Below are 25,930 nucleotides of genomic sequence, written 5' to 3'. Positions count from 1 at the left end.
GTTGTGTCCTCTTCCATAATACAATAAAAAAAGACTGTCTCTAAAAAGGCAGTCTTTTTATTTAAAGCAAGGAGTATGTCAATTAATATAATACTTATTGCCCATTACTCATTATTCCTATTTAGTCCATTTCCTTCAAAGTAATATTCTTGGAAATTTTGTAGCTTTTTTTCTTCTTATGGGGCTTAGGTTCTTCTCCGAGCAGCCTTCCCCAGGGTTTAAGATCATCCACTCTTTCACAGATGATTTTGATAATCGCAATTGCCGGAATACACAGGAACATTCCCGCAATTCCCCAAAGATGTTCTCCTAAAAGGATTCCAATAAAAGAAAATAAAGCGTTGATCTTCACTTTAGAGCCTACTACAAACGGCAGGACAATATTTCCATCTACAGCGTGAATGGCAATATAGCCCAAAGCAACATAAATACATGTGGATGGAGTTGAAGTGGCGAATGCTATAAAGCAGGAAATTAACAGAGAAATAAAGATTCCCAGATAGGGAATGACGTTTAATAGCCCGGTCAAAACTCCTAAAAGAATAGCATATTTCACTCCCAGAATGGTAAGAAGAGTGGACGTTAAAACTGAAACGATAATCACCTGAAGAAAGAGTCCGAAGATGTATTTCTTAGTCATAATCCGGATCTCGTTCACAGCTTCCTGTACACTCGCTTTATGTCTTTCGTTGAAAACAGTAACGATAAAATTATTTAAAAGTCTTCTGTAATTTAAAATAAAGATAAAAAACAGGGTGAAAAATATAATGAAGCCGAAGCCTGTTGAAAAAATTCCGAATGTAAATCCTAAAATGACTCCCGAAGAAGACAGTAGTTTAGTTAATCCCTGGTTAATATAATCCACCTGTTCATCCACTTTCACATTAAATGTTTTGGAAACCCAATGCTGAAGGCTGTTAAAAACAGTGGTAAACTGTTCCTTAAGGTGTGGAAGGTCCTTACTGAAGTCAGACAGCTGATTGGTAAAGAAATAAATAATACCGCCTAAAATCATCAGCATAATAAATACTGAAGTCATGGTAGACATAGATCTCGGAAATCTCAACTTTTTTTCCATAAAACCGGCAGCCGGTAAAAACAGCATGGCCATGAGGAATGCCAGGAAAAACGGAGCTAAAATGCTCTGTCCCAATGCCAGAAGATAGCCAAGTCCAATGATGGAAACCACCACGAGGGTAAGCTTGACAAGGAAAGGAAGTCTAAGAAAATTCATAATCTAAAATATGCGGTGTGGAATAAAAATAAGAAAACCCTTCCAAATTGAAAAATTTTTTATTCAAACCTTCTGGATTCTCTTGGATTGTATCAAATTTTATTCCACCCAGTCAGGTTGATTGTGATTTTTTTACCTAAAACAGAAACACGCCCTGAATATCAGAACGTGTTTCTTTATTGAGAAGTTAATATGTTATAAGTTGTTTTATTCTTCAATGGCGATGTCGATGACTTCTTCCATTCTGTTGACGTAGTGTACTCTCAGATTTTTCAGGTAATCTTTTTTGATTTCCTCCACATCTTTTCTGTTGGCCTCACAAAGAATAACATCTTTTACCCCAGCCCTTGTTGCGGCAAGAAGCTTTTCTTTGATTCCTCCTACAGGTAATACTTTCCCTCTTAAAGTAATTTCTCCTGTCATGGCAAGGTGAGGTTTTACTTTCTTGTTTTTAAATGAGGAAACCATTGAAGTTAGCATCGCAATACCGGCAGACGGTCCGTCTTTTGGCGTTGCGCCTTCAGGAACGTGTACGTGGATGTTTTTCTTTTCAATATCTTCCTGAGGAATGCCCAGCTCATCATGCTTCGCTTTAATATATTCAAGGGCAATAGTAGCAGATTCTTTCATTACCGTTCCCAGGTTTCCGGTCATCGTTAACGCTCCTTTGCCATTGCTTAGAATACTTTCAATATAAAGGATGTCGCCTCCTACACTTGTCCAGGCAAGACCTGTTACAACACCGGGAACTCCAGTGATCTCAGATAAACTTTTCGGTCTTGGAACCCCAAGAATTTCATCTACTTTTTCTACTGAGATTTTTGGATCATATTCCTTTAACAAAGCAGTCTGTAGTGCTACCCATCTTCCAATGGCTGCAATTCTTTTTTCCAGGGTTCTCACTCCGCTTTCTGAAGTGTGAGCTTCTATAATATGTTTAAGTTCTGCATTTCCAAGTTTGAATGATTTTGCATCCAGACCATTTTCCTCCTGTTGTTTCCTGATCAAATGTCTTTTGGCAATCTCAATCTTTTCTTCCAAAGTATAGCCGGCAATCTGAATGATCTCCGTTCTGTCTAAAAGAGGAGTCTGTATCGCTGAAAGTGAGTTGGCAGTTGCAATGAACATCACTTTTGAAAGGTCATAACCCATCTCCAGGAAATTGTCATAGAAAGATTTATTTTGCTCCGGATCAAGAACTTCTAGGAGTGCAGAGCTTGGGTCTCCATGAAGACCCTGTCCGATTTTATCAATCTCATCAAGAACAATTACAGGATTTGAAGTGCCTGATTTTTTGATAGACTGTAAAATTCTTCCCGCCATAGCACCGATATACGTTTTTCTATGTCCACGGATTTCACTCTCGTCATGAAGTCCTCCCAATGACAATCTTACATATTTTCTCCCTAAAGCATCAGCAATAGATTTTCCTAAAGAAGTTTTACCCACACCCGGAGGCCCTACCAATAGCAGGATAGGAGATTTCATGTTGTTTTTTAATTTTAAAACGGCCATGTGCTCCAGGATTCTTTTCTTGATATCTTCCAGTCCGAAGTGCGCTTTGTCAAGTACTTTTTCAGCTTTTGCAATATCAAAAATATCTTTTGTATAGGTTTCCCATGGAAGATCTGTAAAGAAATCCAGATAGTTTCTCTGAACATTATAGTCCGGAGAGTTGGGATTCTGACGTTGAAGTCTGCTGATTTCCTTTTGGAAGTGGTCTTCTACTTCCTGGCTCCATTTTTTTGTTTTAGCCTTGGCAATAAGATCTTCAACATCACTTTCAGGTCCGCCGCCCAGTTCCTCCTGGATGGTTCTGATCTGTTGATTCAGAAAATATTCTCTCTGTTGCTTATCTAAATCTTTTGAAGTTTTCTGATGAATCTGGTTTCTCAGTTCCAGTTTCCTGAAATCCTCATGCATCAGCTCGTAGCACTGGTTGGCTCTTGTCATAAGACTTTTCTCTTCAAGCAGCTTTTGTTTTGCAATCGAAGAGAAATTAGCATTGGTGCAGATGAAATTCAGAAGATCATCATTATTGTTAATATTTTTAATCGCAAAGTTGGCGGCATTAGGAATATTAGGATCCAGTTCAATAATCTTTAAGGCAAGATCCTTGATATTTTCCAGCAATGCTTCATATTCTTCCCGGTCTTTAGGCTGGGTATCTTTTAATTTTGATATTTCAGCTTTAAAATAAGGTTGATTATCAACGATTTTTTTAATCTTAAATCTGTGGAATCCTTTGGTAATAGCTGTAATATTGCCTTCGGGAAGCTTAATGATTTTAATAATCTTTGCCAGTGTTCCGGTAGTATATATATCTTTTTCGGATGGTTGTTCCAGATCCGAATTTTTCTGGCTTACAATTCCAATAAAATCTCCGTTTTTCTGTGCCTCCTCAAGAAGCTGTATAGAGGTCTTTCTCCCTGCTGTAATAGGAATTACCACATTGGGGAACATTACCATATTTCTTACAGGAAGTATAGGGAATATTTTCTGTTCGGAATTTTTATCAGTCTCTGCGAAGTCGGAAAGATTGATTTCTTCAGTTACGATATCAAATCCGTCACTGATCATTTCTTCTAAACTTATATCTTCAAATTCTGTCATAGTTAATCGAATGACAAATTGTCATTTTCGTTTTTTATCGTTAAAGGGATTTTTTATAATATACTCTGAAAACGTGTGGTATATTATAATATTCTAAAAATGCACAATACTTATGCCATTTGTTTTTTACTTAAAAATACGGTCAAAATTTCCTTTTTCAGATAATCTTTGCATTAAAAATCAAAATAAAGCAGTTCTGTTTCTGTAATTTCTTAAAAATGTGTATTTTCGCAAACTGATAAAAAACTATAATTTATAAAATGGCAATTTTAGGACAGATTAGGAGTAAGCCTTGGCTTTTAATGGGAGTAATAGCCTTAGCGCTTTTGGCGTTCCTGGTGAACCCCGATAGTATCGACAAGGTTTTTGGTAAGAATCCTGATGTTTTAGGAAAAGTAAACGGTGAGAAAATCACCCGCGAAGAGTTCAATGATCAGCTTTTCGTGCTGCAGCAGCAGGCTGAACAGCAAGGTCGTCCGAAAAACGGTCTTGAAGAGCAGGCTTGGCAGTTACTTGTACAATCTAAACTTATCAAACAACAGTTTGAGAAACTGGGCTTTGAAATGACTGATGATTATTTCTGGAATCAAATCCAGTATGATCAGATGTTTGCTCAGAATCAGCAGTTCTTTGATGAGAAAGGTAACTTTAAAACTCAAGAGCTTAAAAAAGAAATTGAAACATTACAAAACACCAATCCTCAGGGATATACTCAATGGTTGAAAACAAGAAAGACAATCGAGTACAGACTAATGGCGAGACAGGTGTTTACCAATATTTCAGCAGGGATTACTACAGGTAAGAAAGAAGCTGAAGAATTGATCAAGCAGAGAGATCAGCTTGCAGATATCGACTTTGTAAAAGTAGATTATGCGGCTTATCTTCAAAAAACAAAGATCAATGTGACAACACAGGATCTTGCTGATTACATCAAAAAGCACCCTGTAATGTTCAAAGCTGAGCCAAGCAGAAATCTCGGTATTGTATTTTTCCCATCTAAACCTAGTGCGGCAGATGATGCAGCAGCTCTGAAAGAAATTACAAAATTATATTCAGGAGGTACGGATGCTAGTGGAGGAACTGAAAACTTTCAGAATACTAAAAACGATTCTATGTTTGTAGCAGCAAATTCTGATGCACCATTCAATCCTCAGTATCTGAATCCTGCACAATTGCCTCCAACAATCAAAGATCAGATCACAACAGCAGCTGTAGGTCAGACTTTTGGTCCTTATAAAGAACAAGATGTATATGTAGTATCTAAATTGGTAGGTAAAAGACCTTCAGATTCTACTTTATCAAGACATATCCTTATTGCATTCAAAGGAAGCCCTGCAGGTGAAGGGGTAACAAGAACAAAAGAGCAGGCTAAGAAATTGGCAGACTCTATCGGAGCTATTGTAAAAGCTACTCCTGCTAAATTTACAGAATTCCTTAAACTTTCAAGTGATCCGAATTCTGCAGCTCAGGGAGGTAGCCTTGGATGGACAACACCGGAAACACCTTTCGTTCCTGAATTCCTTGCTTATCTTGCAAACAATCCTAAAGGAGCTACAGGGGTAGTAGAAACACAATTCGGTTACCATATCATCAATATTGAAGATAAAAAATCAGGATCAATGGGGTATAAAGTTGCTAACCTTGTGAAAGCAATCAAACCTTCAGATGCTACTGAGGCTGAAACAGACAAAAACTCAAGAAAATTCATACAGCAGGTTCAGGGGAAATCTTTCAACGATTTTGTGAACATTGCTAAAAAAGGAAACTACCAGTTCTCTAATCCGAAGGCAGCAAAAAGATTTGAAGGTCAGCTTCAGGGCTTAGGTACTGAAAAAGATGCTGATATCCTTACCTGGGCTTTTGATAAGAAAAGAGAAAAAGGAGATACTGAATTATTTACAGTAGACGGAACAGGTGATAAAATTGTAGTGTATCTGAACGGAAAACAGGAAGCTGGTCTTGCAGATCCGGAATCTGTAAGAGATCAGATTGAAGTTATCGTTAAAAATAAATTGGCAGCCAAACAAATCTCTGATAAAATTGCAGCAGCAAAAGCTTCCAGCTTAGATCAGATTGCTAAATTGTTTGCCACTCCGAAACAATCTGCTCAGGTGAACCTATTGAATCCTTCAGTAGCTGGTGCTATGGAACCTAAAGTTGCCGGTGCAGCATTCGGTGTTGCAAAAGGTAAACTTTCTAACCCGGTTGAAGGTGGAACAGGAGTTTATGTTCTGATCAAAAAATCAGAAACTGTAAACAAACAGCCTGGAGATCTTAAGCAGTTTACAGAATCTCTTACGCAGAGAAATGCTGGAATGTTCGGACAGGCCTGGATGAAGAGCCTTCAGGACAATGCAGATATCGAAGATTACAGAATCGAGATCTGGAACAAGCTGGGAAATCAGCAACAATAAGAAATTCATTTCAATGATATAAAAAGCGACAAATTTTTTTGTCGCTTTTTTTGTATTTATGGCAGAATAATAAGGGAAAAGATTTATTTAAAATGTATTATATTTGCTTATTAGAAAAAAATTAGCAAGTGAAGTTCAGTAAAGAATTAAAAGCTGGTGTGATTGCACTTCTAGCTATCGTAGGCTTTGTGGTGTTGTTTCAGTTTATGAAAGGGAAAAGCCTTTTTACTACCGACAATATATTTTACGCAAAATATGACAATGTAGAAGGTCTGGCGCAGTCTGCGGCAGTGTCTATTAATGGTCTGAAAGTAGGACAGGTAGATAAGATTATTCCTATCACCTCAAAAGATGGAAAAATTAATTTTGTCGTAAAAGTTACCGTCGACAATAAATTCGAATTTTCAAAAAACTCATCATTGGAGATCTTTGAGCCGGGATTAATGTCTGGTAAAGAAATGAGAGTAAACCTTATGTATGGTGGGCCGACTGCAAAAGACGGTGACACTTTAAAAGGTGCTTTCAAGCTGGGAACGCTGGGAAGTCTTTCTTCACAGGTAGGTCCGGTAAAAGATCAGCTACAGGTGGTTTTACATAGAGTAGACTCTTTAATGGCGAATGCCAATCAGGTTTTTGATGCTCAGAACAGAGCTGAAATAAAAGCTTTATTAGCCAACCTTAACAAAACAGTAGGAGCATTACAATCCACAGCAGGAAGTGTAAATACGCTTGTAGGGCACAATGATCCAAAACTGCAAAAAGTGCTGGATGATGCAAGTCTTACTATGCAGAGCGGAAAAGTAACACTAGATAAATACGGACATCTTGCAGAAAGTATCGACACTAAACAGTTGAATGCTACTATTGCAAGTTTAGATGCTACAGTAGGAAAATTGAATCAGGTGATTGGAGGGATTGATAAAGGAGAAGGAAGTTTAGGTAAACTGATGAAGGACGATCAACTGTACAACAACCTGAATTCAGCTTCTTCCAATCTGAATACATTAATCGAAGATATGAAAGCGAATCCGAAGAGATATATCAATTTCTCGGTTTTCGGTAAAAATAACAAAGACTAATACGCCTTATGCAGTACATCGATAACATTATTTTCCTGATTTTATTAGTAGCCGGGTTCGGGTTGTTTGCCAAAAGCCTGCAGAAGATCTACAGAAATATCAGGCTGGGTCGTGAAATCAATAGAAGTGACAGAAAATCTGAACGCTGGAGTATCATGGCTAATGTGGCTATGGGACAGAGTAAGATGGTAAAACGTCCTATCGCAGGAATTTTACACATTTTTGTCTATGTTGGTTTTATTATCATTAATATAGAACTCATTGAAATAATTGTTGATGGACTGTTTGGTACTCACCGTTTTCTGGCTTCGGTCCTGGGACACGGATTCTACAGCTTCTTTACAGCTACATTAGAAGTGCTTGCACTTCTGGTTGTAATAGGTGTAGTTATATTTTTCATCAGAAGAAACTTTTACGGGGTTAAAAGATTAACAATGAAGGAGCTTTTCGGATGGCCAAAAGAAGATGCCAACTGGATTCTTATCATCGAATTTGCCCTGATGATGGCTTTCTTTAAAATGAATGCCTCAGATTTTATTTTGCAGTCAAGAGGAGTTTTACCAGTACATGGAAGTTTCCCGATCAGTGAAATGACATTAGTTCCGTTTTTGGAAGTCTTCAATTTTGATAACGGATTTTTGATGTTCACAGAGAAAGCAGCCTGGTGGTTCCACTTTGTAGGGATTCTTTTCTTCATGAATTATCTTTATTATTCAAAGCATTTACATATCATTCTTGCGTTTCCAAGTACATGGTATGCCAATCTTGAGAAAAAAGGGAAATTCAACAATCTTGAATCTGTAACAAAGGAGATCAAACTAATGATGGATCCTAATGCAGATCCTTACGCAGCACCAGCTGAAGGAGCTGAAGCCGACGTCCCTTCCAAATTTGGGGCAGAAGATATTTTTGATCTGAACCAGGTACAATTGCTGAATGCTTATTCCTGTACAGAATGTGGACGTTGTACTTCTGTTTGCCCTGCCAATATTACCGGTAAAAAACTGTCTCCGAGATTGATCCTGATGAAGACCAGAGACCGATTGGAAGAAGTAGGACGAAACATCGATAAAAACGGAAAATTCGTAGATGACGGTAAAAAGTTGTTGAACGATTATATTACAAAAGAAGAACTTTGGGCCTGTACTACTTGTAATGCATGTACAGAAGCCTGTCCGGTATTGCTTGACCCGCTTTCCATTATTTTTGAAATGAGAAGATTCCTGGTGATGGAACAGTCTGCTGCTCCACAGGAACTGAACCTGATGATGACGAACGTGGAAAATAACGCTGCTCCGTGGCAGTACAATCAGGCAGACCGTCTGAACTGGGCAAACGAAAATTAATGTAACAATGTAAATAATGTAACGATGTAACAATCATTGGTAAACTGTTACATTGGTATATTGATAAATTTGATTTAGAATGGATTTCACTATAAAAACAATGGCAGAATATGCTGCCGAAGGAAAAGCCCCTGAAGTTTTATTTTGGGTTGGATGTGCGGGAAGTTTTGATGACCGTGCCAAAAAAATTACAAAAGCATTCTGTAAGATATTAAACAAAATAGGCGTTGAATTTGCTGTTCTCGGTCAGGAAGAAAGTTGTACCGGAGATCCTGCAAAAAGAGCCGGAAACGAATTCGTTTTCCAGATGATGGCGCTTACCAATATTGAAGTGTTGAATGCTTACGAAGTAAAGAAAATCGTAACGGCTTGCCCACACTGTTTCAATACCCTGAAGAATGAATATCCTAGCCTGGGAGGGCACTTTGAAGTAGTTCACCATACTCAGTTCCTTAAAACTTTAATGGAGGAAGGAAGACTGAAAATTGAAGGAGGTGCATTCAGAGGGAAAAAAATTACTTTCCATGATCCATGTTATTTAGGACGTGCCAATGACGAATATGAAGCGCCAAGAATGCTACTTGAGAAACTGGACGCTGAGCTTGTAGAAATGAAACGCTGCAAGACCAACGGGCTTTGCTGTGGAGCAGGTGGTGCACAGATGTTTAAAGAACCTGAAAAAGGAAATAAAGACATCAATATTGAAAGAACGGAAGAAGCATTATCTTTTGAACCTAAGGTAATTGCAACGGGATGTCCTTTCTGTAACACCATGATGACGGATGGAGTAAAACATTTTAATAAAAATACTGAGGTAGCCGTAAAAGATATCGTAGAACTTCTTGCTGAAGCAGAAGACTTATAATTGTAATCTTATACAGGCTTATGAAGCGGGAATGGAGACTCTCCTTTTTGTTTATCATTTCGGTACTTGCTCTTCTTACATTCTGGAATTATCAGAACAGAGTATATGACTGGGATATGCCGGGCTATATGGGATGTATGTACACTTCCGAGTTCCCGGATTCTCCTGATAAAGTCCGGATCCTTACGTATGAGGAAATAAAAAAAGAGGCGCCCGCAGAACACTATACAGACATCATCGGAATAAAGCAATGGGATATTCCAAGGCAGTATTTCGTTAAAAATACACAATCTTTTACAGAACAATTACCCTATTTTCAGATCAAAGTAGGGTATATTCTTGTGATAACTCTTTTTTACAAACTAGGGTTTACAGCGCCAATGGCAGTCCTGTTTACCAGTCTCATTTCTTATTTTTTTTCAGGGTTATTATTGTTTTATATTCTGAAGCTCCTTTTCCCGGAGAAGTATTGGCTTGCTATCATATTAACCATTGCTGCAATGCTTTTGCCGCCAATGACCTATATGTCGAGGGTTTCCACACCGGACATGTTTATTTTCCAGTTTATGCTGATCTTTATGATTGGCTTAATTAAAAAATGGAGCAAATGGGCCATGTTTGTACTTTTGTTTGGGATTACCTTTATACGACCGGATTATATTACATTCACGCTTACTTATATTGTCGCTGTTTTCTTCTTTCATTATTTTCAGGAAAAGAAAATTGATGTTTCTTTTATTGCACAGGGAACAGTTCTTCTGGTCATTTATCTGGCCATCATTAAGTTTTATCATTATCCGGGATGGAAAGACCTCTTCTATGATACCTTTATCGATAGAAGGCCTATTATTTCCACACACCCGATAGACGTGAGCTTAATGGACTATCTGAGTATCATTTACATTAAGATTATTTATTTCAAAAAGGTCACTTTATCATTAGCTATTATGATCGGAGTGATCTTCTGGCGTTCCAAAGATGTATGGGTGAGAATGATTTCTGTTCTTTTCCTGGTGAATGTTTATATCAAATTCTTTTTCTTTCCGCAGTCGGCAGCTTTAAGGTTCTTCTTTCCTTTTATCTTTCCGGTTTTCATTATGATGCTGTATGTATTGAGTAAAAAATACAATGATCTTAAACTCGGGAAAATTGCGTAATTTTGTCTTTACAATGATAGGAGCATTCAATGGTAAGTAAAATAAAGATTGACTGTTTAATATCTTGAAAAATAAATATTTACATTATGAAAATCGAAGAATCTAATATTGTAGAAACGAACGACTACAGAGTCATTATATACCCGGCTTCAAGACCTTTCGAAACAAAAGAAGCAAAAGCCATTACCGAGAAACTATTTGATTTCCTTGCAACATGGGCCGCTCATGGAAAACCGCTTTCTTCTTCTTTTAAAATTGAAAAGAACCAGTTTATCATCGTATGTGTGGATGAAGAAAAAGAAATGGCTTCAGGATGCAGCATTGATGCATTAGGAAAGGTAATGAGAGAAATTGACGAAGAATATCAGCTAGGCCTTTTCGACAGGATGAAAGCGAGTTTTGTGGAGAACGGTGAAGTAAAAACTTTAAAATTAATTGATTTTAAAACAAAGTTGAGAAACGGAGAACTTACAAAAGACATCCAGGTCTTTGATTTCTCTAAAAATACGTATCTGGACTTTTTAAGCCACTTCCTTCTTCCTTTGGAAAAGAGCTGGGCGGCTTCTATAAAATAATCGCTATAAAGCTGATACAAAAGAATAATCATAAAGTGGAAAATATATTTCCACTTTTTTGTTTTAATGTATATTTGTAAAGATTCGAGCAGTGACTAATGCCTAAAGTACTTTTTTTAACGACTTCCCACAGCTATAATGATGACCGCATTTTTTATCATCAGGCGAAAGCTCTTAGAGATAATGGGTATGAAGTAAAAATATGCAGTTTATACGCAGACTATAAAGGCTATATAGAAGGAATTGAAATAGAATCTTTTGCCATTCTGGAAGAAAGTATAGAAACAAAAATGGAAACTTTCAGTAAGGTTTGCAATTCTTTTCATCCCGAATGTATCATTTGTTCTGAACCATTGGCTGTTGTGGCAGTAAAGAAGTTTGTAAAAGAACATAAGATAAGTTGTATCTATGACGTTACCGAATGGTATCCTTCCATGTCAATGCTTCAAAAGTATAGATTTCCGGCTACCATTTTTCAGGCCATAAAGTTTTCTCTTATTCAGCTGTATGCTGGATTTTTAAGTACTCATTTCATTTTTGGAGAAACCACCAAAAAATTCCCTTTGGCCTATTTTTTTGGATTTAAAAAACAAATGATTCTGCCTTATTATCCGGCTTCTGTTTATATTGATGAAAGTATAAAAGAACTCACTCCGGGAAGCATCACATTATGTTACACGGGTCAGATTTCCAAAGATAAGGGAATTGAAAATTTCTTTAAAGCAATAGATAGCCTTCGTCGGAAATTGCCTGCACTTCATATCAGGATTCTGATTATCGGTTCAACGGTACAGGAAAACGATGATCTCTATTTTTCATCATTATTGAAGACATATTCTTTTGATGATATTGAGATCAGAAAGCCCACATGTTTTGAAACATTTACAGGAGCGTTTGCAGAGGCTGACCTTTGTTTTGATCTTCGGGAAATTAATTTTGAAAACAATCATTCGCTGCCGATAAAACTGTTTTATTTTATGGGAGCAGGAAAACCTGTGATTTATTCAGATTTGAAAGGGATCAGGGAGCATATGGGAGAGCTTTCGTTTGGAAGCCTTGTTGATCCTCATGATGCAGAAGCAATCTCGGATATTATCGTCAATTATATCAGGAATCCGGAGCTGTATCGATCCCATACTCTCAATGCACGAAAAGAATTTAAAGAAAAATATAATTGGGAACTTATAAAAGATAACTTCGTTGATTTTGTAAAAAAATCTATGGATTAATAACCACCATGCAGCTTACTATTATTAAAACCTTTGTCTCACGCTTTCTTATTCTGATCCTCAGCTTCGGGCTGGTGATCTATTCAACGAATATGTGGGGAAGTGAGGGAAAGGGAACCATTTCTATCGTGGTGGCCAATGCAGCAGCAGTAAGTTTTTTCAGCAATATCTTCTCCGGAAGCAGCGCTTCGTATTTTGCATCAAGGTTTAAAATAGAAAAGGTATTATTGTATGCCTATCTTTGGTCTCTCCTGACGGGGCTTCTAATTCCTTTTTTATTCAGTATTGCTTCTATTCAGGGTGAATATCTCCTGTACCTTATCGGAATATCTGTTTTTTCTTCACTTTTATCTACCAATATCAGCTTGTTTATTGGAACACAGGATATTAAAAAGTTCAATTTGTATACTGTTTTGCAACAGCTTGTACATATTGTATTTATTGGAATATTGGTTTATCTTTTCGGAAAGAAAGATGTTTCCGTATACTTTCTTGCCCAGATTATATGTCTAGCGCTTCTTTTTCTTACCAGCTTTTTCCAGATCATTAAAAAATGCAATATATCTCAGATATCATTCTGTAAAGAGGTAGGCAGGAACATGTTTGAATACGGCTGGAAGACCCAGCTGAGTGCTTTTGTTCAGTTTTTGAATTACAGGCTTTCGTTTTATTTCTTAGAATATTTTGAAGGCATCGCCAGTGTTGGAATATTTTCTATCGGAGTTACTTTTTCAGAAGCTATATGGACTATTACCCGCAGTATTGCAGTGATTCTATACTCGGATGTTGTCAATAGTAAAAGCAGGGAAGAATCTATTGAGAAAACCAAAGAATCTTTAAAGCTGACCTTTTTTCTGATGATTGGTTTTGTGCTGGGAATCATTATTATACCCTCTCAGGTTTACGAGGTCATCTTCGGGAAAGAGTTCAGAGATACCAAAGAAATAATGCTCCTTTTATCACCGGGCATTTTTGCCATTGCAGTAAGTGATATGGTAGGACATTACTTTTCAGGAATGAGAGATTTAAAAATTCTCAATATCAAATCGATTGTAGGGCTGGTGGTTACAGTGGTACTCTCTTTCATTGCAATACCGAAATGGGGAATTATCGGAGCTTGTATAGCAACTACATCATCTTACTTTGTTTCGGCCTTCCTGTTGTTCAGGAAATTTTATAGGTCTACTCCGTTTATTTTGAAAGACTATATGGTTTCAAAACGGGAAATACAGCTTTTAAAAAAGAAATTTTTGAAGAAATAATTATTTCCGGCACCCCCATAAAATAAAGTCATTTTCCTATTTTTACAAATCTATTACCTCTTTACTATGTGCGGAATCAGCGGTTATTATTCATTTCATAAAAGTATTTCCTCTACAAATATTCTGGAAATGAATCAGGCGATCAGACACCGCGGGCCTGATGATGAAGGATTCTGGCTGTATAATGCCAATGAAGGAATTTCTTTTTCAGGGAATGATTCCACCCAAAAAATCAAAGAGCAGTTTCCGGTTTTAAAAGAGGGGAACTATGATATTGCTTTAGGTTTTCGTAGATTATCCATTATTGATCTGTCCGAAAAAGGCCATCAGCCTATGCTCTCAGAAAATCAACAGATCATTATTACTTTTAATGGAGAGATCTATAATTTTAAAAAATTAAGGAAAGAACTTGAATCTTTAGGGTATTCTTTCCACAGTACTTCAGATACTGAAGTCATTCTCAAAGCCTATCAGGAGTGGGGAAATTCTACGTTTGCAAAATTAGATGGAATGTTTGCCATCTGTATTGTTGATCTTTCCGGTCAGAAACTTATATTAGCAAGAGATAGAGTAGGGATGAAGCCTCTTTTTTACCATCAGAGCGAACAGGGATTGGTTTGGGCATCAGAAATAAAATCATTGCTGAAGAATGAGCTGGTAAAAGCTGAAATCAACTGGGACGGAGTGTATACCAATTTTCTTTTTCAGACAACATTGGCTCCGAAAACCTGTTTTCAGCATATTTTTTCTCTGGAACCCGCTACTTTTATGACCGTTGATTTAAACAATCAGAACATCACCAAAGAAAAATTCTGGGAGCTGCCTTCGCCGTCTCAAAAAAATATTTCTGAGGAAGAAGCTGTAAGAACAATAGATGAACTGCTTTCTGAAAGTATTTCTGAACAGTTATATGCAGATGTTCCTGTAGCAGTCATGATGAGCGGAGGTATTGATTCTACTTTAATTGCTTCAAAATCAAGATCTTTTAATACCAATGTTAATACATACACCATATCGTATCCGTTCTCTGAAGAAGAAATGAAAAACGCCTCATTGGCAGCTAAACATTTTGGTGTTTCGCATGCGGTGAAAGTAGTGAGTGACGAAGAAGCGCTGGAAGACCTTAAAGAAAATATCCAGCACTTTGAAGAACCTTACAGCAGCTTCGAAGTCTTGATCAATGCTGCAAAATATGCACATGATCAGAATTTTAAAGTCGTATTAAGCGGAAATGGCGCTGATGAACTTTTTGCCGGTTATTCTCATACACTGAAGCTGAGCAGATGGCTTCTGATGAGACATTTTAATTTTGTAAGCCCTTTGATATTTACGAAGGATAAATTTTCACAACGGGTAAAAAATTACTTTTCCCAGGATTATATGTTTGATTTTTTCAGACAGAGCCAGATCAGTATGAGACCGCTGGAAATTAAAAGCCTTACAAACCCGGATATTTATAGTAAAATAGATTTACATCTTTCAAAATACCACCTTTCAGAAGCAAAAAACTATGTGGGGTATTTTGAATATGACATGAAATATTCACTATCCTCCCACCATGTTTTCCGGGATGATCTGAGTGCGATGAAATACAGTGTAGAATTTCGTTATCCCTATTTAAGCAACAGTTTAATAGACTATGTAGCATCACTTCCTGGAAACAACAGATTTAATGGAACTCAGAATAAACCTTTATTGCGTAAAACAGCACAGAAATATCTTCCTCAGGAAATTTTAAACATGCCCAAAAGAGGATTTTCATTTCCTGTCAGTCATTTCATCAAAAACGAAAAAAGAGTAAGAGAATTTATTACTGAAAATCTTGAGAGTTTAAAAAGGAGGAACTTCTTCAATGCGGCGGTGATTGATCATTGGTGGAATGATCAGGGACATGAGTATGACTGGGTAAAGATCTGGCAGCTGGTTACTTTTGAGCTGTGGTATCAGAAATATTTTGAAAAATAAAGAAGGAGCCTAAAGATTAATATTTTACCTTTGTATTTATGATGAAATATTTTTGGTGTATACTTGTAGCAGTTTTTGCACTGATCAGTTGTAAAAGTGATGATGATTCTTTGCAGAGAATAGATCAGTTAATGAATATCTATATCAGGAACAGTGCTGGTCAGGATTTGCTGAACAGTAAACTTACAGGATCTTATACGGGATATTCCGTGAATGATATTTTTGGAACTAAAGATATTGCTCCGATCAACATTTCATTGAAAATGACTACAGATTCATTATTTTATATGGAATATCTGGCAGGAGCCAAAAGAAGAAGACTGGATTCTATCAGCCCGGATCAACCAGGTACAGGAACTTCCTATTATTCCAGAATGAAGATTACGTATACAAAAAGCACAAATGCAAGCGATAATGTGATTGATACTTTGGAAATTCAGTATCGCAATACCCCAACGGTATTCCAGGTTTCAAAAGTTTTGTATAACCGAGTTCCGGTATTTTCAAAAGAGGCAGATGCACCAACTTCGATAAATACTGTCACGGTCACAAAATAATTTTTAAATTTGTACAACAGTTAGCTGATTATAAGCTAATATCTAATATTTAACATCTAAATAAAATGTTACAAGTCAATTTTTTGCGCGACAACAAAGAACGCGTTTTAGAAGGTCTTAAGAAAAGACAATTCAAAAATCTTGAGTTGGTAGACGAGGCTATCGCTGCCGATGACGAAAGAAAAAGAATCCAGTTTGAACTAGATTCCCAGCTTTCCGAAATCAACAAAATTTCGAAAGAAATCGGTATTTTGATGAAAGAAGGAAAAAAAGAAGAAGCGGAATCTGCAAAGTCTAAAACAGCACAATACAAAGAGTCGAGCTCAGAATTGAAATCCCAGTTAGAAGGTAAAGAAAACGACTTACTGAATATTCTGTATCAGCTTCCCAACATTCCCAATGAATTGGTAAAGAGTGGTGCTTCTGCGGATGATAACGAAATCATTTTCCAATCTCATCCGGTAGAAGGTCTTGGTGAAGGAGCTATTCCTCACTGGGAACTGGCAAAAAAATACAACCTTATCGACTTTGAATTAGGAGTAAAAATTGCGGGAGCCGGTTTCCCTGTTTATTTAGGAAAAGGAGCAAGATTACAGAGAGCTTTGGTTCAGTATTTCTTAGATAAAAATGTGGAAAAAGGATATACAGAAGTGAACCCTCCTCACGTTGTGAATGAGGCTTCAGGTTTCGGAACCGGACAGTTGCCGGATAAAGAAGGACAGATGTATTATATTAATGAAGATAAATTATATTTGATCCCTACAGCAGAAGTTCCTGTAACAAACCTTTACCGCGATGTATTACTTGATGAGAAGGATCTTCCGATTAAGAATACAGCATTCTCCCAGTGCTACAGAAGAGAAGCGGGAAGCTATGGCGCCCATGTAAGAGGATTGAACCGTCTTCACCAGTTTGAAAAAGTAGAAATTGTAAGAATTGAGAAACCGGAAAATTCTTATGCTGTGCTGGAAGAAATGGTAGAACACATCAAAGAAATTCTTACAGATCTTGAACTTCCGTTCAGAGTATTAAGACTTTGTGGTGGTGATACAGGTTTTGCATCTGCCATGACTTATGACTTTGAAGTTTGGAGTGCAGCTCAGGAAATGTGGCTGGAAGTAAGCTCAGTGTCCAACTTTGAAACATTCCAGGCCAACAGATTGAAATGCCGTTACAAAGGAGATGGTAAATCTCAGCTGGTTCATACTCTGAACGGATCTGCAATGGCATTACCAAGAATTATGGCTGCATTGCTGGAGAATAACCAGACACCGGAAGGAATCAAGCTTCCTAAGAAGGTTGCTGAATATGCAAGGTTTGATGTTATTAACTAAGCAATTATATTTTAAGATTAAAAGACCACCATTAAGGTGGTTTTTTTTGTTATAAAATGCTTGTCTGTGATAGTTTAGTATGAGTGGGCTTACTAACTTTTTTATAGTTTCTTAATTTTAGTTTTTTGTTCTAAATTTTTAGGTTTACTGTTTATTTTATTATATCATTTATAGATTTTAATAAGGATTTTAGCAATTATTCAAATTTATGGGAATTAAATTATGTTTTTTTTATTTGTTTATTTAGTTTTGCCAAGCCATTGATAGGTCGACGCAATTTTATTTAAGGAATTATTTTGCTAATACTTTTTTAATATTAAAATAACACAATTAAATGAAAAAAAAATTAATTTCTGGAGCATTATTGTTTTCAATTACAATATATGGACAGGTTGGGATAAAAACAGATACACCACAAAAATCATTACATGTTAATGGTTCATTGCAGATCACTAATGAATTAAATGTAGGCGGAGATGCATCAAAAGCTGGTTCTGCGGGATCAGCGGGGCAGATTTTGGTCTCTCAGGGGGCAGGAGCACCACCCACCTGGAATTCTTTGCAGGGGCTTAGTGGCCAAAGCTCTATAGCTTTCAATGTTTTTAGTACGGGAAAGAGTGTAAATGGTTCTACAACATTTAATTCGATTCCAGGATTGAATTATACGTATATAGCACCTGCTGATGGTGTTCTACTTATTCAGGCTAATGTTTATACAGCATTAGGAGCAAACTCGGGATCAGGAAGCCTTGTTTTTTCCAATACCCAGATCGCCATAAAGGTTAACGGGACAGAAACATTTTTTGGAATGTCAACACCAATCGGTAGCGGTAATCCTCCAGCGGCTATGAACCCTGAAACGACAGTCATTATTGGTAAGATAAATGTAACCAAAGGAGCGGCATATGCTTTTGATGTGGTAGCAAAGGATGTTTATAAATTTAGTGGTACTACCGGTGCTTATGCGGGTACATTTAACTGGAGTACGTATTCTTCACAATCTTCTATTGTAGCAACGTTGATTACTAATTAAGCACATTATTTAAGATAAAAAACAAAGGCCTGGATCACAGATTCGGCCTTTGTTTTTTATAATTTTATTCTGTAATGATAATAATCTTTTTATCTGCGTTTTTGAGTTTTGTATCCTGATCATAGATGGCTTTCAGATCATAATCTATTCTTATTGAATGGTCGTCAATCTGTTTTACCCAATCATGTTTACCTGAAATTGATTGTATTTTATTTTCAAATTTTAAGGTTGTACCGATTTTTTTGAAAAACATGACCATCATACCTGCTACTTTCTCAGCTTCTTCCTTTGAGCTTTTGGTTTTGATAGCTTCTTCAATACTTTTAAGATTAAAATTATCTGTATTAATCATTAAAGTCTTTCCGTCCCAATTATTGTAAATATTTTGATCCAGAGGAATTTTTTCAGTTTTCGTGAAGTTTTTCAGAGCCTGATAATCTTCCGCAGTAAAATGCTCCATTTTGAAAGAAAATCCAGCCAGCTTTTGATCTTCCTTTGTTGATTTCATGAAGACCTTTTTCATAATCCGAATCGAATCCGGATTTTCGGTTTTCAATTTTCCTTCCTGTTTGGCAAGATCATACATACTTGTCCAGGCAGTCGGAAGCTTATCCATTTCGCCGAATTCTTTCTGCTTTAAGGAATCCGGTGTCATTGCCATCATTTCCGACATAAATTCTTTGGTATCGATATCGGTAACAGAAGTAGAAGCGGCATCCTTATGATATACAATTTCAGAATTCACACTGCAGGATTGCAATGTAAAAAGGCTTATCAAAAATAAGACAATGGTTTTCTTCATGGTAGATTTAAATACAAATTAATGACAGTTAACTGCTCCGTTCGGATCTTTACTAATTGTCATGGCTTCCGCCTTAGGAGAAACATACGGTATTCCCAGCTCAAGACCTCTCAGAATGAATAATCCTCCCAAAATAATCATAATCACAGGAACTGCTTTTAAAACTCTTACTCTGAAGGCCTGATTCATGAGATTTCCGGCCAGAACAATGGCAAACATGAACGGAAGGGTTCCCAGCCCAAATAAAGCCATATATAAAGCTCCCTGCCATATTCCTCCGCCTGCAAGACTGGCTGTAAGTGCCATATACACCATTCCGCATGGTAAAAAGCCATTTAATAGACCTGTTGTAAATCTCGAACGGTAATCCGCTTTCTGAAGTAATTTTCCTAAATTCATTTTTACATTGTACAGAAACTTGGATAGGAAAGGAATTTTTGAAGCAAAATCTTTTCCACCAAATGAAAATACAGCCATAATGATTAGAAGGATTCCTGCAGTAATGGTAAGATATTTCTGGAAGCCTGCCATTTCAAATCCCTGCCCGATAATCCCCAGAAGAGCACCTAATAATGAATAGGTAAAAATTCTTCCGAATTGATAGGTAAGGTTCTGAAGATAGAAATTGGCAGCCTGTTTTTTGGTTAATCCCATCGATAAAGCAATAGGTCCGCACATTCCGATACAGTGAAAACCGGAAGCAAAGCCTAAAGCAATAGCCGATACAATAAGTCCTATTTCCATATCACGTCATAATCCATTCGGTAGTCTGTTTTATCTTTTGTCCAGCTTAATCTTAACGTATAGTTTCCTACTTTCAATACCTGTGCAGGAATGGTGAAAGACTGGCTGGCATCAAGCTGTACAGATTTTTTAATGTCTAAATTCTGGTCGTCGGTTCTGTTTAAAACAAATTTTACCGTAGTATTTGAATTATTATATTCTTTTGGAAAAGTGATTGTAATGCCTTTGGTATCCTGGCTGTATACAGGTTTTTCCTGCAGGTCATCTGCCTTTTTCTTAGCATCAATCACATCCTGGTACTTCAATTCTTCTTCGTAATAATTATCGGTTACCATTTCAGAATTCTTCTGTCCGTTCGGGAAAAGAAACATCATGGATAATATAAAAACTATAAATGCTAGTAATGCAATTACAACACCGTGTCCCCAACTAAAGTTCTTCATTCTTTTCTAATTAAAATTGCAGTTTAAAAGGTCCTTCAAAATAAGTCTGGTATGAATCAATCAGTTTACCTTTCATATCGTAAACACCAATTGTTATATTCTGTTTAGAGAGTTTCATATCATTTTCCGGGAAGCTGATATTGATGGTTCCCTTGGAAATTTTATCTCTGTCTACCTGAATCTTACTTGATGCACTATATGTAATTTCACCATGTGCCGGATCTATCACTTTGATGGTAACGATTTTTTTCTCGTTCGTTTTATTAAGGAAGGTATAATTATAAGTATTGGTAATTTTACCGTCTCTCACAAAGAATGTACTTCCCGCAGGTTTAATGAATTTAGCCTCCATCTCACCACGGCTGTAAAGAAGATATCCTAAGAATCCTACAAGAAGTAACAGGAATATAGAGAACCCTTTCATTCTTCCTGTAAACTTAAACTGAGTTTCTTTTTCAATCTCGTTTTCCGAAGCATAACGGATCAGTCCTTTCGGAAGGCCAACTTTTTCCATTACTTCATCGCAGGCATCAATACATGCTGTACAGTTGATACATTCCAGCTGTTGCCCGTCTCTGATGTCAATTCCGGTAGGACATACCACAACACACTGGTGGCAGTCGATACAATCACCTTTTCCTGCAGCTTTACGATCTTCGCCCTTTCTCCATTTTGCTCTGTTTTCTCCTCTTTTGAAGTCATAGAAAACATTGATGGTATCTTTATCGATCAATACACCCTGAAGTCTTCCGTAAGGACAAACCAATGTACAAACCTGCTCTCTGAACCACGCAAATACAAAGTAAAATGCTGCGGTAAGAAGAATCATTACAATAAAATTGGTAGGATGTGCAAATGGCCCTTCCCCAACAATTTTAAATACTTCTTCATATCCTACGATATACATGAACATAAAGTGGGTAATAATGAGTGAAATGATGACATAAATAGTCCATTTCAAACTTCTTTTCCAGATCTTCTCACTGTTCCACTCCTGTCTGTCCAGCTTCATCTGCTTATTTCTGTCACCTTCAATCAGGTATTCGATTTTACGGAATATCGATTCCATAAAAATTGTCTGAGGGCAGATCCACCCGCAGAAAATTCTTCCGAACGCAATCGTAAAAACAATAATAAAGATCAAAGAGGCAATAGCACCTAAAGTAAGGATAAAAAAGTCCTGTGGATAGAAAGGCTGTCCAAAAATGAAAAACTCTCTGTCTATTACATTAAACATCAGCAATGGGTTACCATTGATTTTGATGAAAGGTAATGTAAAATAAATAATTAATAGTAAATAGCTTACAATGTTTCTATAGTTGGTGTACTTTCCTTTAGGTTTTCTTGGAAAGACCCATTTTCTTTTTCCGGATTGCTCCATTGTCCCTATAGAATCTCTGTAAGTCTCAGGGTCCAGAACCTGTCCCTGTCCGCCGCGTACTTCTATATCTTCTATGTCTGACATATGTAATAGGTTTTAAAAAAGAAAAAACATAATTCGTTACTATTTTAATCTAATAACAAATTATGTTTTTTTCATATGTTTCTAATTTTTTAAATTATTCTTTTTCCCAATGTGCTTCAGTTCCTTGAGGAGCTGCTCCTCCCTGAGCCGGAGTCACTGGTGGTTGTTCCTGGTTGATGTGATATACATAAGCTGCAATCTTCTCAATCTCTGCACCTGAAACTTCTCCGTTTTTACCGAATGCTCTCATGGCAGGGTTAGTAGGAGAACCATTCCAGTCCATATGAAATACGTTTTTGAATAACGTCTTCTCAGGCTGGTTGATCCAGTAGTTATCAGTAAGGTTAGGTCCGATACCTCCACTACCATCTTCTTTGTGACAAGATGCACAGTTTGTTTTGAATAATTCTTTACCTTCTGCAATGTTATCAGCTGAATACTTAGCTGTTTCAATGGTTACTGGAGGCTGAGATTTCTGATATTCTTCAATACTTGCCAACTGCTCTTTATATTCTTTTTCATATTCGCTTAACGGGTGAGCGAAGTCTGTGAAAGAGTAAGCTGCAATATATACAATACAAAAAGCGGTCCCAAAATAGAATAAACCTACCCACCATTTCGGTAATTGGTTATCCAACTCCATGATTCCGTCGAAACCGTGGTCGATAAGGATATCCTTTTCTTCAGAAGCAGATTGCTTTTTGAATGCACTTTGGTACAATCTTTTGAAATAAGGAACTTTCTTTTCAGCTAAATAAGCTGCCTTTTCTTCAGGAGATAATTTCTTGAATTTGTTGTTCTCAATAAGGTCTCCGATAGCTCCATGAATGTAAGCCAGGATACCAGCGATCACAACAGTTCCCCAGAAGTAAGGTGAAGAAAGGAACGCGTAGCTCTGTACAAATAAATAATAAAAAACTATTAAAAGTCCGATTATTATTAAGATGTTTATAACAACAGGTGTTCTTTGTTTCATAAAAAATAGTTTAATTTTTTAAATTAAAATCGTCATCTTCATCATCCCCAAGAGGTGCCTCTTCTTCTTCTTTGTAATATTTTTTAGGTCTGCTAAAAACATAGATTACTAAAGCTATGAAGAACAGCATAAAGAAAATCAGAGCCAGTGTCTGGTAGAAGCCAGCATTTTCAGTATTGGATAATATATCTTTAAAGTTCTGAGGAATCATAGTATGAACTTTTTAATGTTTTTTAGTTATTACTTGCTGTTTTGATTTCAGTTGTTTTGATATCTGTACCTAATCTCTGAAGATAAGAAATAAGAGCTACAATTTCTTTTTTCTCTAGTTCTCCCTGAGGTCTCTTAGCGTAAGCCTGCTTAAGGTCATTAGCTTCAGAGAAGATATCTTTCACAATTTTTGCTGATTGGTTGTTAGCCCATTTGTCTGCAGAATCGATTTCAGCCTTAGTATAAGGTACATCAAACACATTCTTCATCAGTTTCATTTTGTCTACCATCTTGGTTCTGTCTAAGTCAGTAGCAATTAACCAAGGGTAACGTGGCATGATGGAACCAGCAGATGTAGATCTTGGGTTGTACATGTGCTTGTAGTGCCAAGAACTTGGGTTTTTACCACCTTCTCTATGTAAATCCGGTCCTGTTCTCTTAGAACCCCATAGGAATGGTCTGTCGTATACGAATTCTCCAGCTTTGGAGTACTGTCCGTTTTTACCGTTGAATCTTGTAATCTCATCTCTGAATGGTCTGATCATCTGAGAGTGACAAGCGTTACATCCTTCACGGATATAAATATCTCTACCTTCAAGTTCCAGCGGTGAATAAGGCTTCACGGCAGAAATCGTAGGTACACTTTTCTTAAGAGATAGTGTAGGGATAATTTCAATTGAACTACCGATAGATATCGTGATGAAAGATAAGATACCTAATAATACAGGAGTTCTTTCCAGCCAAAGGTGAGTACCTTCTCCTTCTTTTCTGTTTTTGCTGATGTTTGCCAACGCAGGAGCTTCAGCAGGAACTTCTTTCTGGAATGATCCTTTTCTTACTGTAGCGATTACGTTTACAATCATCAGGATAGATCCTGAAATATAGAATAGACCTCCTACAAATCTCATTTTGAAGTAAGGAATAATTGCAGTTACCGTATCCAGCCAGTTTTTCCATAATAAGGTTCCGTCCGGGTTGAATTGCTTCCACATTAATCCTTGTGTAAATCCTGAAATATACATTGGAACTGCATAGAAGATAATTCCTAAAGTACCTAACCAGAAATGCCAGTTAGCTAATTTTACAGACCAAAGTTTCGTTCTCCACATAATTGGTACCAGGTAATAGATAACCCCGAATGCCATGAAACCATTCCATCCAAGAGCTCCTAAGTGTACGTGACCGATAACCCAGTCTGTAAAGTGACCAATTTTGTTGATGTTTTTAGTTGCCAAAAGCGGTCCTTCAAACGTTGCCATACCATAACATGTAACAGCTACTACGAAGAACTTAAGTATAGGATTTTCTCTTACCTTATCCCATGCTCCTCTTAGTGTAAGAAGACCATTTAACATACCTCCCCAGGATGGTGCAATAAGCATGATAGAGAACCCTGTTCCTACCGCCTGAGCCCAAGCCGGAAGAGCTGTATACTGAAGGTGGTGAGGACCAGCCCAGATATATACGAAAATTAATGACCAGAAGTGAATAATAGACAATTTATAAGAGAATACCGGTCTGTCTGCAGCCTTCGGAAGGAAGTAATACATTAAACCAAGAACCGGAGTCGTCAATACGAATGCAACCGCATTGTGTCCATACCACCACTGTACAATAGCATCTTTTACCCCTGCATATGCTGAATAAGATTTCCAGCCTGTGAAAGATAAAGGTACTTCAAGGTTGTTGAAGATGTGAAGCATTGCTACTGCAATCCAGGTACCGATGTAGAACCAGATGGCTACGTAAAGGTGTCTCACTCTTCTCTTTGAAATAGTCAGGAACATATTGATACCAAAAATGATCCATGAGAATGCGATCAATATGTCGATCGGCCACTCGTGTTCAGCATATTCCTTAGAGGTATTGATCCCCATAAAGAAGGTAATGAACGTAGCAACAATCATAAACTGCCAGGTCCAGAAATGTAGCCAAGACAAGGTGTCACTGTACATTCTTGTTTTTAATAATCTTTGTAATGAGTAATAAATACCCGTGTAAACGATGTTACAAACGAATGCAAAGATTACGGTATTGGTGTGCAGCATTCTGATTCTACCAAAACCAAATGCACCATGAGTGTTTATTAACCCTTCAATATTACCCGATGCCAAACTTTTAATGGTTGTGTCATCTGTCCCGAAAAAGAATTCAGGTAATTCAGGGTAGAAAAGCATTAATGCCGCCGTAAGCCCGAACGTAAATCCAATGAGACCGAAAACTAAGGTCGCATAAAGGAACGCACGGACAATACTATTGTCATAACTAAACTTCTGTGTTTCCATATCAACTATTCACTATTTTTCTCAATTTTTATTATTTTCTCCTATTTCTTTCTCGTCTTTATTTTTGTTGCCGGTTTCATCTTTTTCTTCAACTTTTTCGTCATCAAAAAGGATTCTGACAGCCGGAGATTCATCATCCTCAAACTGTCCTTTTCGGGCATACACTATAAATACGACCAAGAAAATCGCAGCCAAAGAAACACTGCAGAGGATCATTAAATATAGAATATCCATTGGACAACAAAATTAACCTATTTTCGGGGTTCAAATTTAGTGAAAAATAATGACATTCATCACGAAATGCCGATTTCAGCTAATTTAAAATCAGTCTAAATAAGGGCT

The 25,930-nt window shown here is 37.0% G+C and carries 22 protein-coding genes; 12 read left to right on the top strand and 10 right to left on the bottom strand.

The window, feature by feature from the left end:
* Positions 1-121: 121 nt before the first annotated feature.
* Both V0410_RS14110 and lon read right to left on the bottom strand, forming a co-directional pair.
* The gene (locus V0410_RS14110; RefSeq protein WP_330744325.1) at positions 122-1,234 is read right to left on the bottom strand and encodes an AI-2E family transporter; all 1,113 of its coding nucleotides are present in this window, start codon (positions 1,232-1,234) and stop codon (positions 122-124) included.
* A gap of 207 nt (positions 1,235-1,441) precedes the next feature.
* Entirely contained in the window at positions 1,442-3,847 is a 2,406-nt protein-coding gene (lon, locus tag V0410_RS14105; RefSeq protein ID WP_330744323.1) for an endopeptidase La, read from the bottom strand.
* Positions 3,848-4,107: 260 nt separating this feature from the next.
* On the opposite strand from lon, the gene V0410_RS14100 reads away from it, so the two are divergent.
* The 12 genes from V0410_RS14100 to V0410_RS14045 all read left to right on the top strand — a co-directional run bounded on the left by V0410_RS14100 (position 4,108) and on the right by V0410_RS14045 (position 18,663).
* Entirely contained in the window at positions 4,108-6,261 is a 2,154-nt protein-coding gene (locus tag V0410_RS14100) for a SurA N-terminal domain-containing protein (RefSeq protein ID WP_330744321.1), read from the top strand.
* 128 nt (positions 6,262-6,389) lie between these two features.
* On the top strand, positions 6,390-7,340 hold the full coding sequence (locus V0410_RS14095; RefSeq protein WP_062676024.1) for an MlaD family protein: 951 nt from the start codon (positions 6,390-6,392) through the stop codon (positions 7,338-7,340).
* Positions 7,341-7,348: 8 nt separating this feature from the next.
* Positions 7,349-8,686, top strand: coding sequence for a (Fe-S)-binding protein (locus tag V0410_RS14090; protein WP_110009918.1), 1,338 nt, complete (start codon positions 7,349-7,351; stop codon positions 8,684-8,686).
* Positions 8,687-8,765: 79 nt separating this feature from the next.
* Entirely contained in the window at positions 8,766-9,551 is a 786-nt protein-coding gene (locus V0410_RS14085; protein WP_076595410.1) for a (Fe-S)-binding protein, read from the top strand.
* Positions 9,552-9,571: 20 nt separating this feature from the next.
* On the top strand, positions 9,572-10,708 hold the full coding sequence (locus V0410_RS14080) for a hypothetical protein (RefSeq protein ID WP_330744316.1): 1,137 nt from the start codon (positions 9,572-9,574) through the stop codon (positions 10,706-10,708).
* Between the two features lie 86 nt (positions 10,709-10,794).
* Entirely contained in the window at positions 10,795-11,283 is a 489-nt protein-coding gene (locus V0410_RS14075; protein WP_330744314.1) for a hypothetical protein, read from the top strand.
* 98 nt (positions 11,284-11,381) lie between these two features.
* Positions 11,382-12,512, top strand: coding sequence for a glycosyltransferase (locus V0410_RS14070; protein ID WP_330744313.1), 1,131 nt, complete (start codon positions 11,382-11,384; stop codon positions 12,510-12,512).
* A gap of 8 nt (positions 12,513-12,520) precedes the next feature.
* Positions 12,521-13,774, top strand: a complete 1,254-nt coding sequence (locus tag V0410_RS14065) for a lipopolysaccharide biosynthesis protein (protein WP_330744311.1) — start codon at positions 12,521-12,523, stop codon at positions 13,772-13,774.
* A 66-nt stretch (positions 13,775-13,840) separates the two neighbouring features.
* On the top strand, positions 13,841-15,739 hold the full coding sequence (asnB, locus tag V0410_RS14060; RefSeq protein ID WP_330744309.1) for an asparagine synthase (glutamine-hydrolyzing): 1,899 nt from the start codon (positions 13,841-13,843) through the stop codon (positions 15,737-15,739).
* Positions 15,740-15,777: 38 nt separating this feature from the next.
* Positions 15,778-16,296, top strand: coding sequence for a hypothetical protein (locus V0410_RS14055; RefSeq protein ID WP_330744307.1), 519 nt, complete (start codon positions 15,778-15,780; stop codon positions 16,294-16,296).
* A gap of 65 nt (positions 16,297-16,361) precedes the next feature.
* Positions 16,362-17,630, top strand: coding sequence for a serine--tRNA ligase (gene serS, locus V0410_RS14050; RefSeq protein WP_330744305.1), 1,269 nt, complete (start codon positions 16,362-16,364; stop codon positions 17,628-17,630).
* Positions 17,631-17,964: 334 nt separating this feature from the next.
* On the top strand, positions 17,965-18,663 hold the full coding sequence (locus tag V0410_RS14045; RefSeq protein WP_330744303.1) for a hypothetical protein: 699 nt from the start codon (positions 17,965-17,967) through the stop codon (positions 18,661-18,663).
* A gap of 64 nt (positions 18,664-18,727) precedes the next feature.
* Here the strand turns inward: V0410_RS14045 and V0410_RS14040 are convergent, their stop codons facing one another.
* The 8 genes from V0410_RS14040 to ccoS form a co-directional block, all read right to left on the bottom strand.
* Complete coding sequence (locus V0410_RS14040) at positions 18,728-19,465, bottom strand: hypothetical protein (protein ID WP_330744302.1); 738 nt, start codon at positions 19,463-19,465, stop codon at positions 18,728-18,730.
* 18 nt (positions 19,466-19,483) lie between these two features.
* Positions 19,484-20,209, bottom strand: a complete 726-nt coding sequence (locus V0410_RS14035) for a sulfite exporter TauE/SafE family protein (RefSeq protein ID WP_330744299.1) — start codon at positions 20,207-20,209, stop codon at positions 19,484-19,486.
* Positions 20,200-20,652, bottom strand: coding sequence for a FixH family protein (locus V0410_RS14030; RefSeq protein ID WP_227942648.1), 453 nt, complete (start codon positions 20,650-20,652; stop codon positions 20,200-20,202). Before V0410_RS14030 ends, V0410_RS14035 begins: the two co-directional genes overlap by 10 nt.
* 10 nt (positions 20,653-20,662) lie before the next feature.
* Positions 20,663-22,117, bottom strand: coding sequence for a cytochrome c oxidase accessory protein CcoG (gene ccoG / locus V0410_RS14025; protein ID WP_202839975.1), 1,455 nt, complete (start codon positions 22,115-22,117; stop codon positions 20,663-20,665).
* A 94-nt stretch (positions 22,118-22,211) separates the two neighbouring features.
* Positions 22,212-23,093 carry a cbb3-type cytochrome c oxidase N-terminal domain-containing protein gene (locus V0410_RS14020; RefSeq protein WP_062676011.1) on the bottom strand — a complete coding sequence of 294 codons (882 nt, stop codon included), beginning with the start codon at positions 23,091-23,093 and terminating at the stop codon, positions 22,212-22,214.
* A 10-nt stretch (positions 23,094-23,103) separates the two neighbouring features.
* Positions 23,104-23,304: a cbb3-type cytochrome oxidase subunit 3 gene (locus V0410_RS14015; protein WP_002983870.1), complete on the bottom strand. Its 201-nt coding sequence runs from the start codon at positions 23,302-23,304 to the stop codon at positions 23,104-23,106.
* A 22-nt stretch (positions 23,305-23,326) separates the two neighbouring features.
* Positions 23,327-25,588 carry a cytochrome-c oxidase, cbb3-type subunit I gene (ccoN, locus tag V0410_RS14010; RefSeq protein ID WP_227942646.1) on the bottom strand — a complete coding sequence of 754 codons (2,262 nt, stop codon included), beginning with the start codon at positions 25,586-25,588 and terminating at the stop codon, positions 23,327-23,329.
* A gap of 21 nt (positions 25,589-25,609) precedes the next feature.
* Positions 25,610-25,822, bottom strand: coding sequence for a cbb3-type cytochrome oxidase assembly protein CcoS (gene ccoS, locus V0410_RS14005; protein ID WP_110009904.1), 213 nt, complete (start codon positions 25,820-25,822; stop codon positions 25,610-25,612).
* Between the last annotated feature and the right edge of the window lie 108 nt (positions 25,823-25,930).

The sequence above is a fragment of the Chryseobacterium sp. CP-77 genome (genome assembly GCF_036362765.1).
GTDB classification, from domain to species: domain Bacteria; phylum Bacteroidota; class Bacteroidia; order Flavobacteriales; family Weeksellaceae; genus Chryseobacterium; species Chryseobacterium cupriresistens.
This window is presented reverse-complemented; position numbering and strand designations above follow the sequence as displayed.

Excerpts from the sequence above, each read along its gene's own strand:
- V0410_RS14075 (WP_330744314.1), top strand. The coding sequence starts at position 10,795 with ATGAAAATCGAAGAATCTAATATTGTAGAAACGAACGACTACAGAGTC.
- V0410_RS14110 (WP_330744325.1), bottom strand. The coding sequence starts at position 1,234 with ATGAATTTTCTTAGACTTCCTTTCCTTGTCAAGCTTACCCTCGTGGTG.
- V0410_RS14055 (WP_330744307.1), top strand. The coding sequence starts at position 15,778 with ATGATGAAATATTTTTGGTGTATACTTGTAGCAGTTTTTGCACTGATC.
- ccoG (WP_202839975.1), bottom strand. The coding sequence starts at position 22,117 with ATGTCAGACATAGAAGATATAGAAGTACGCGGCGGACAGGGACAGGTT.
- serS (WP_330744305.1), top strand. The coding sequence starts at position 16,362 with ATGTTACAAGTCAATTTTTTGCGCGACAACAAAGAACGCGTTTTAGAA.
- V0410_RS14080 (WP_330744316.1), top strand. The coding sequence starts at position 9,572 with ATGAAGCGGGAATGGAGACTCTCCTTTTTGTTTATCATTTCGGTACTT.
- ccoS (WP_110009904.1), bottom strand. The coding sequence starts at position 25,822 with ATGGATATTCTATATTTAATGATCCTCTGCAGTGTTTCTTTGGCTGCG.
- V0410_RS14100 (WP_330744321.1), top strand. The coding sequence starts at position 4,108 with ATGGCAATTTTAGGACAGATTAGGAGTAAGCCTTGGCTTTTAATGGGA.
- ccoN (WP_227942646.1), bottom strand. The coding sequence starts at position 25,588 with ATGGAAACACAGAAGTTTAGTTATGACAATAGTATTGTCCGTGCGTTC.
- V0410_RS14090 (WP_110009918.1), top strand. The coding sequence starts at position 7,349 with ATGCAGTACATCGATAACATTATTTTCCTGATTTTATTAGTAGCCGGG.
- V0410_RS14030 (WP_227942648.1), bottom strand. The coding sequence starts at position 20,652 with ATGAAGAACTTTAGTTGGGGACACGGTGTTGTAATTGCATTACTAGCA.
- asnB (WP_330744309.1), top strand. The coding sequence starts at position 13,841 with ATGTGCGGAATCAGCGGTTATTATTCATTTCATAAAAGTATTTCCTCT.
- V0410_RS14040 (WP_330744302.1), bottom strand. The coding sequence starts at position 19,465 with ATGAAGAAAACCATTGTCTTATTTTTGATAAGCCTTTTTACATTGCAA.
- V0410_RS14035 (WP_330744299.1), bottom strand. The coding sequence starts at position 20,209 with ATGGAAATAGGACTTATTGTATCGGCTATTGCTTTAGGCTTTGCTTCC.
- V0410_RS14085 (WP_076595410.1), top strand. The coding sequence starts at position 8,766 with ATGGATTTCACTATAAAAACAATGGCAGAATATGCTGCCGAAGGAAAA.
- V0410_RS14045 (WP_330744303.1), top strand. The coding sequence starts at position 17,965 with ATGAAAAAAAAATTAATTTCTGGAGCATTATTGTTTTCAATTACAATA.
- V0410_RS14020 (WP_062676011.1), bottom strand. The coding sequence starts at position 23,093 with ATGAAACAAAGAACACCTGTTGTTATAAACATCTTAATAATAATCGGA.
- V0410_RS14070 (WP_330744313.1), top strand. The coding sequence starts at position 11,382 with ATGCCTAAAGTACTTTTTTTAACGACTTCCCACAGCTATAATGATGAC.
- lon (WP_330744323.1), bottom strand. The coding sequence starts at position 3,847 with ATGACAGAATTTGAAGATATAAGTTTAGAAGAAATGATCAGTGACGGA.
- V0410_RS14065 (WP_330744311.1), top strand. The coding sequence starts at position 12,521 with ATGCAGCTTACTATTATTAAAACCTTTGTCTCACGCTTTCTTATTCTG.
- V0410_RS14015 (WP_002983870.1), bottom strand. The coding sequence starts at position 23,304 with ATGATTCCTCAGAACTTTAAAGATATATTATCCAATACTGAAAATGCT.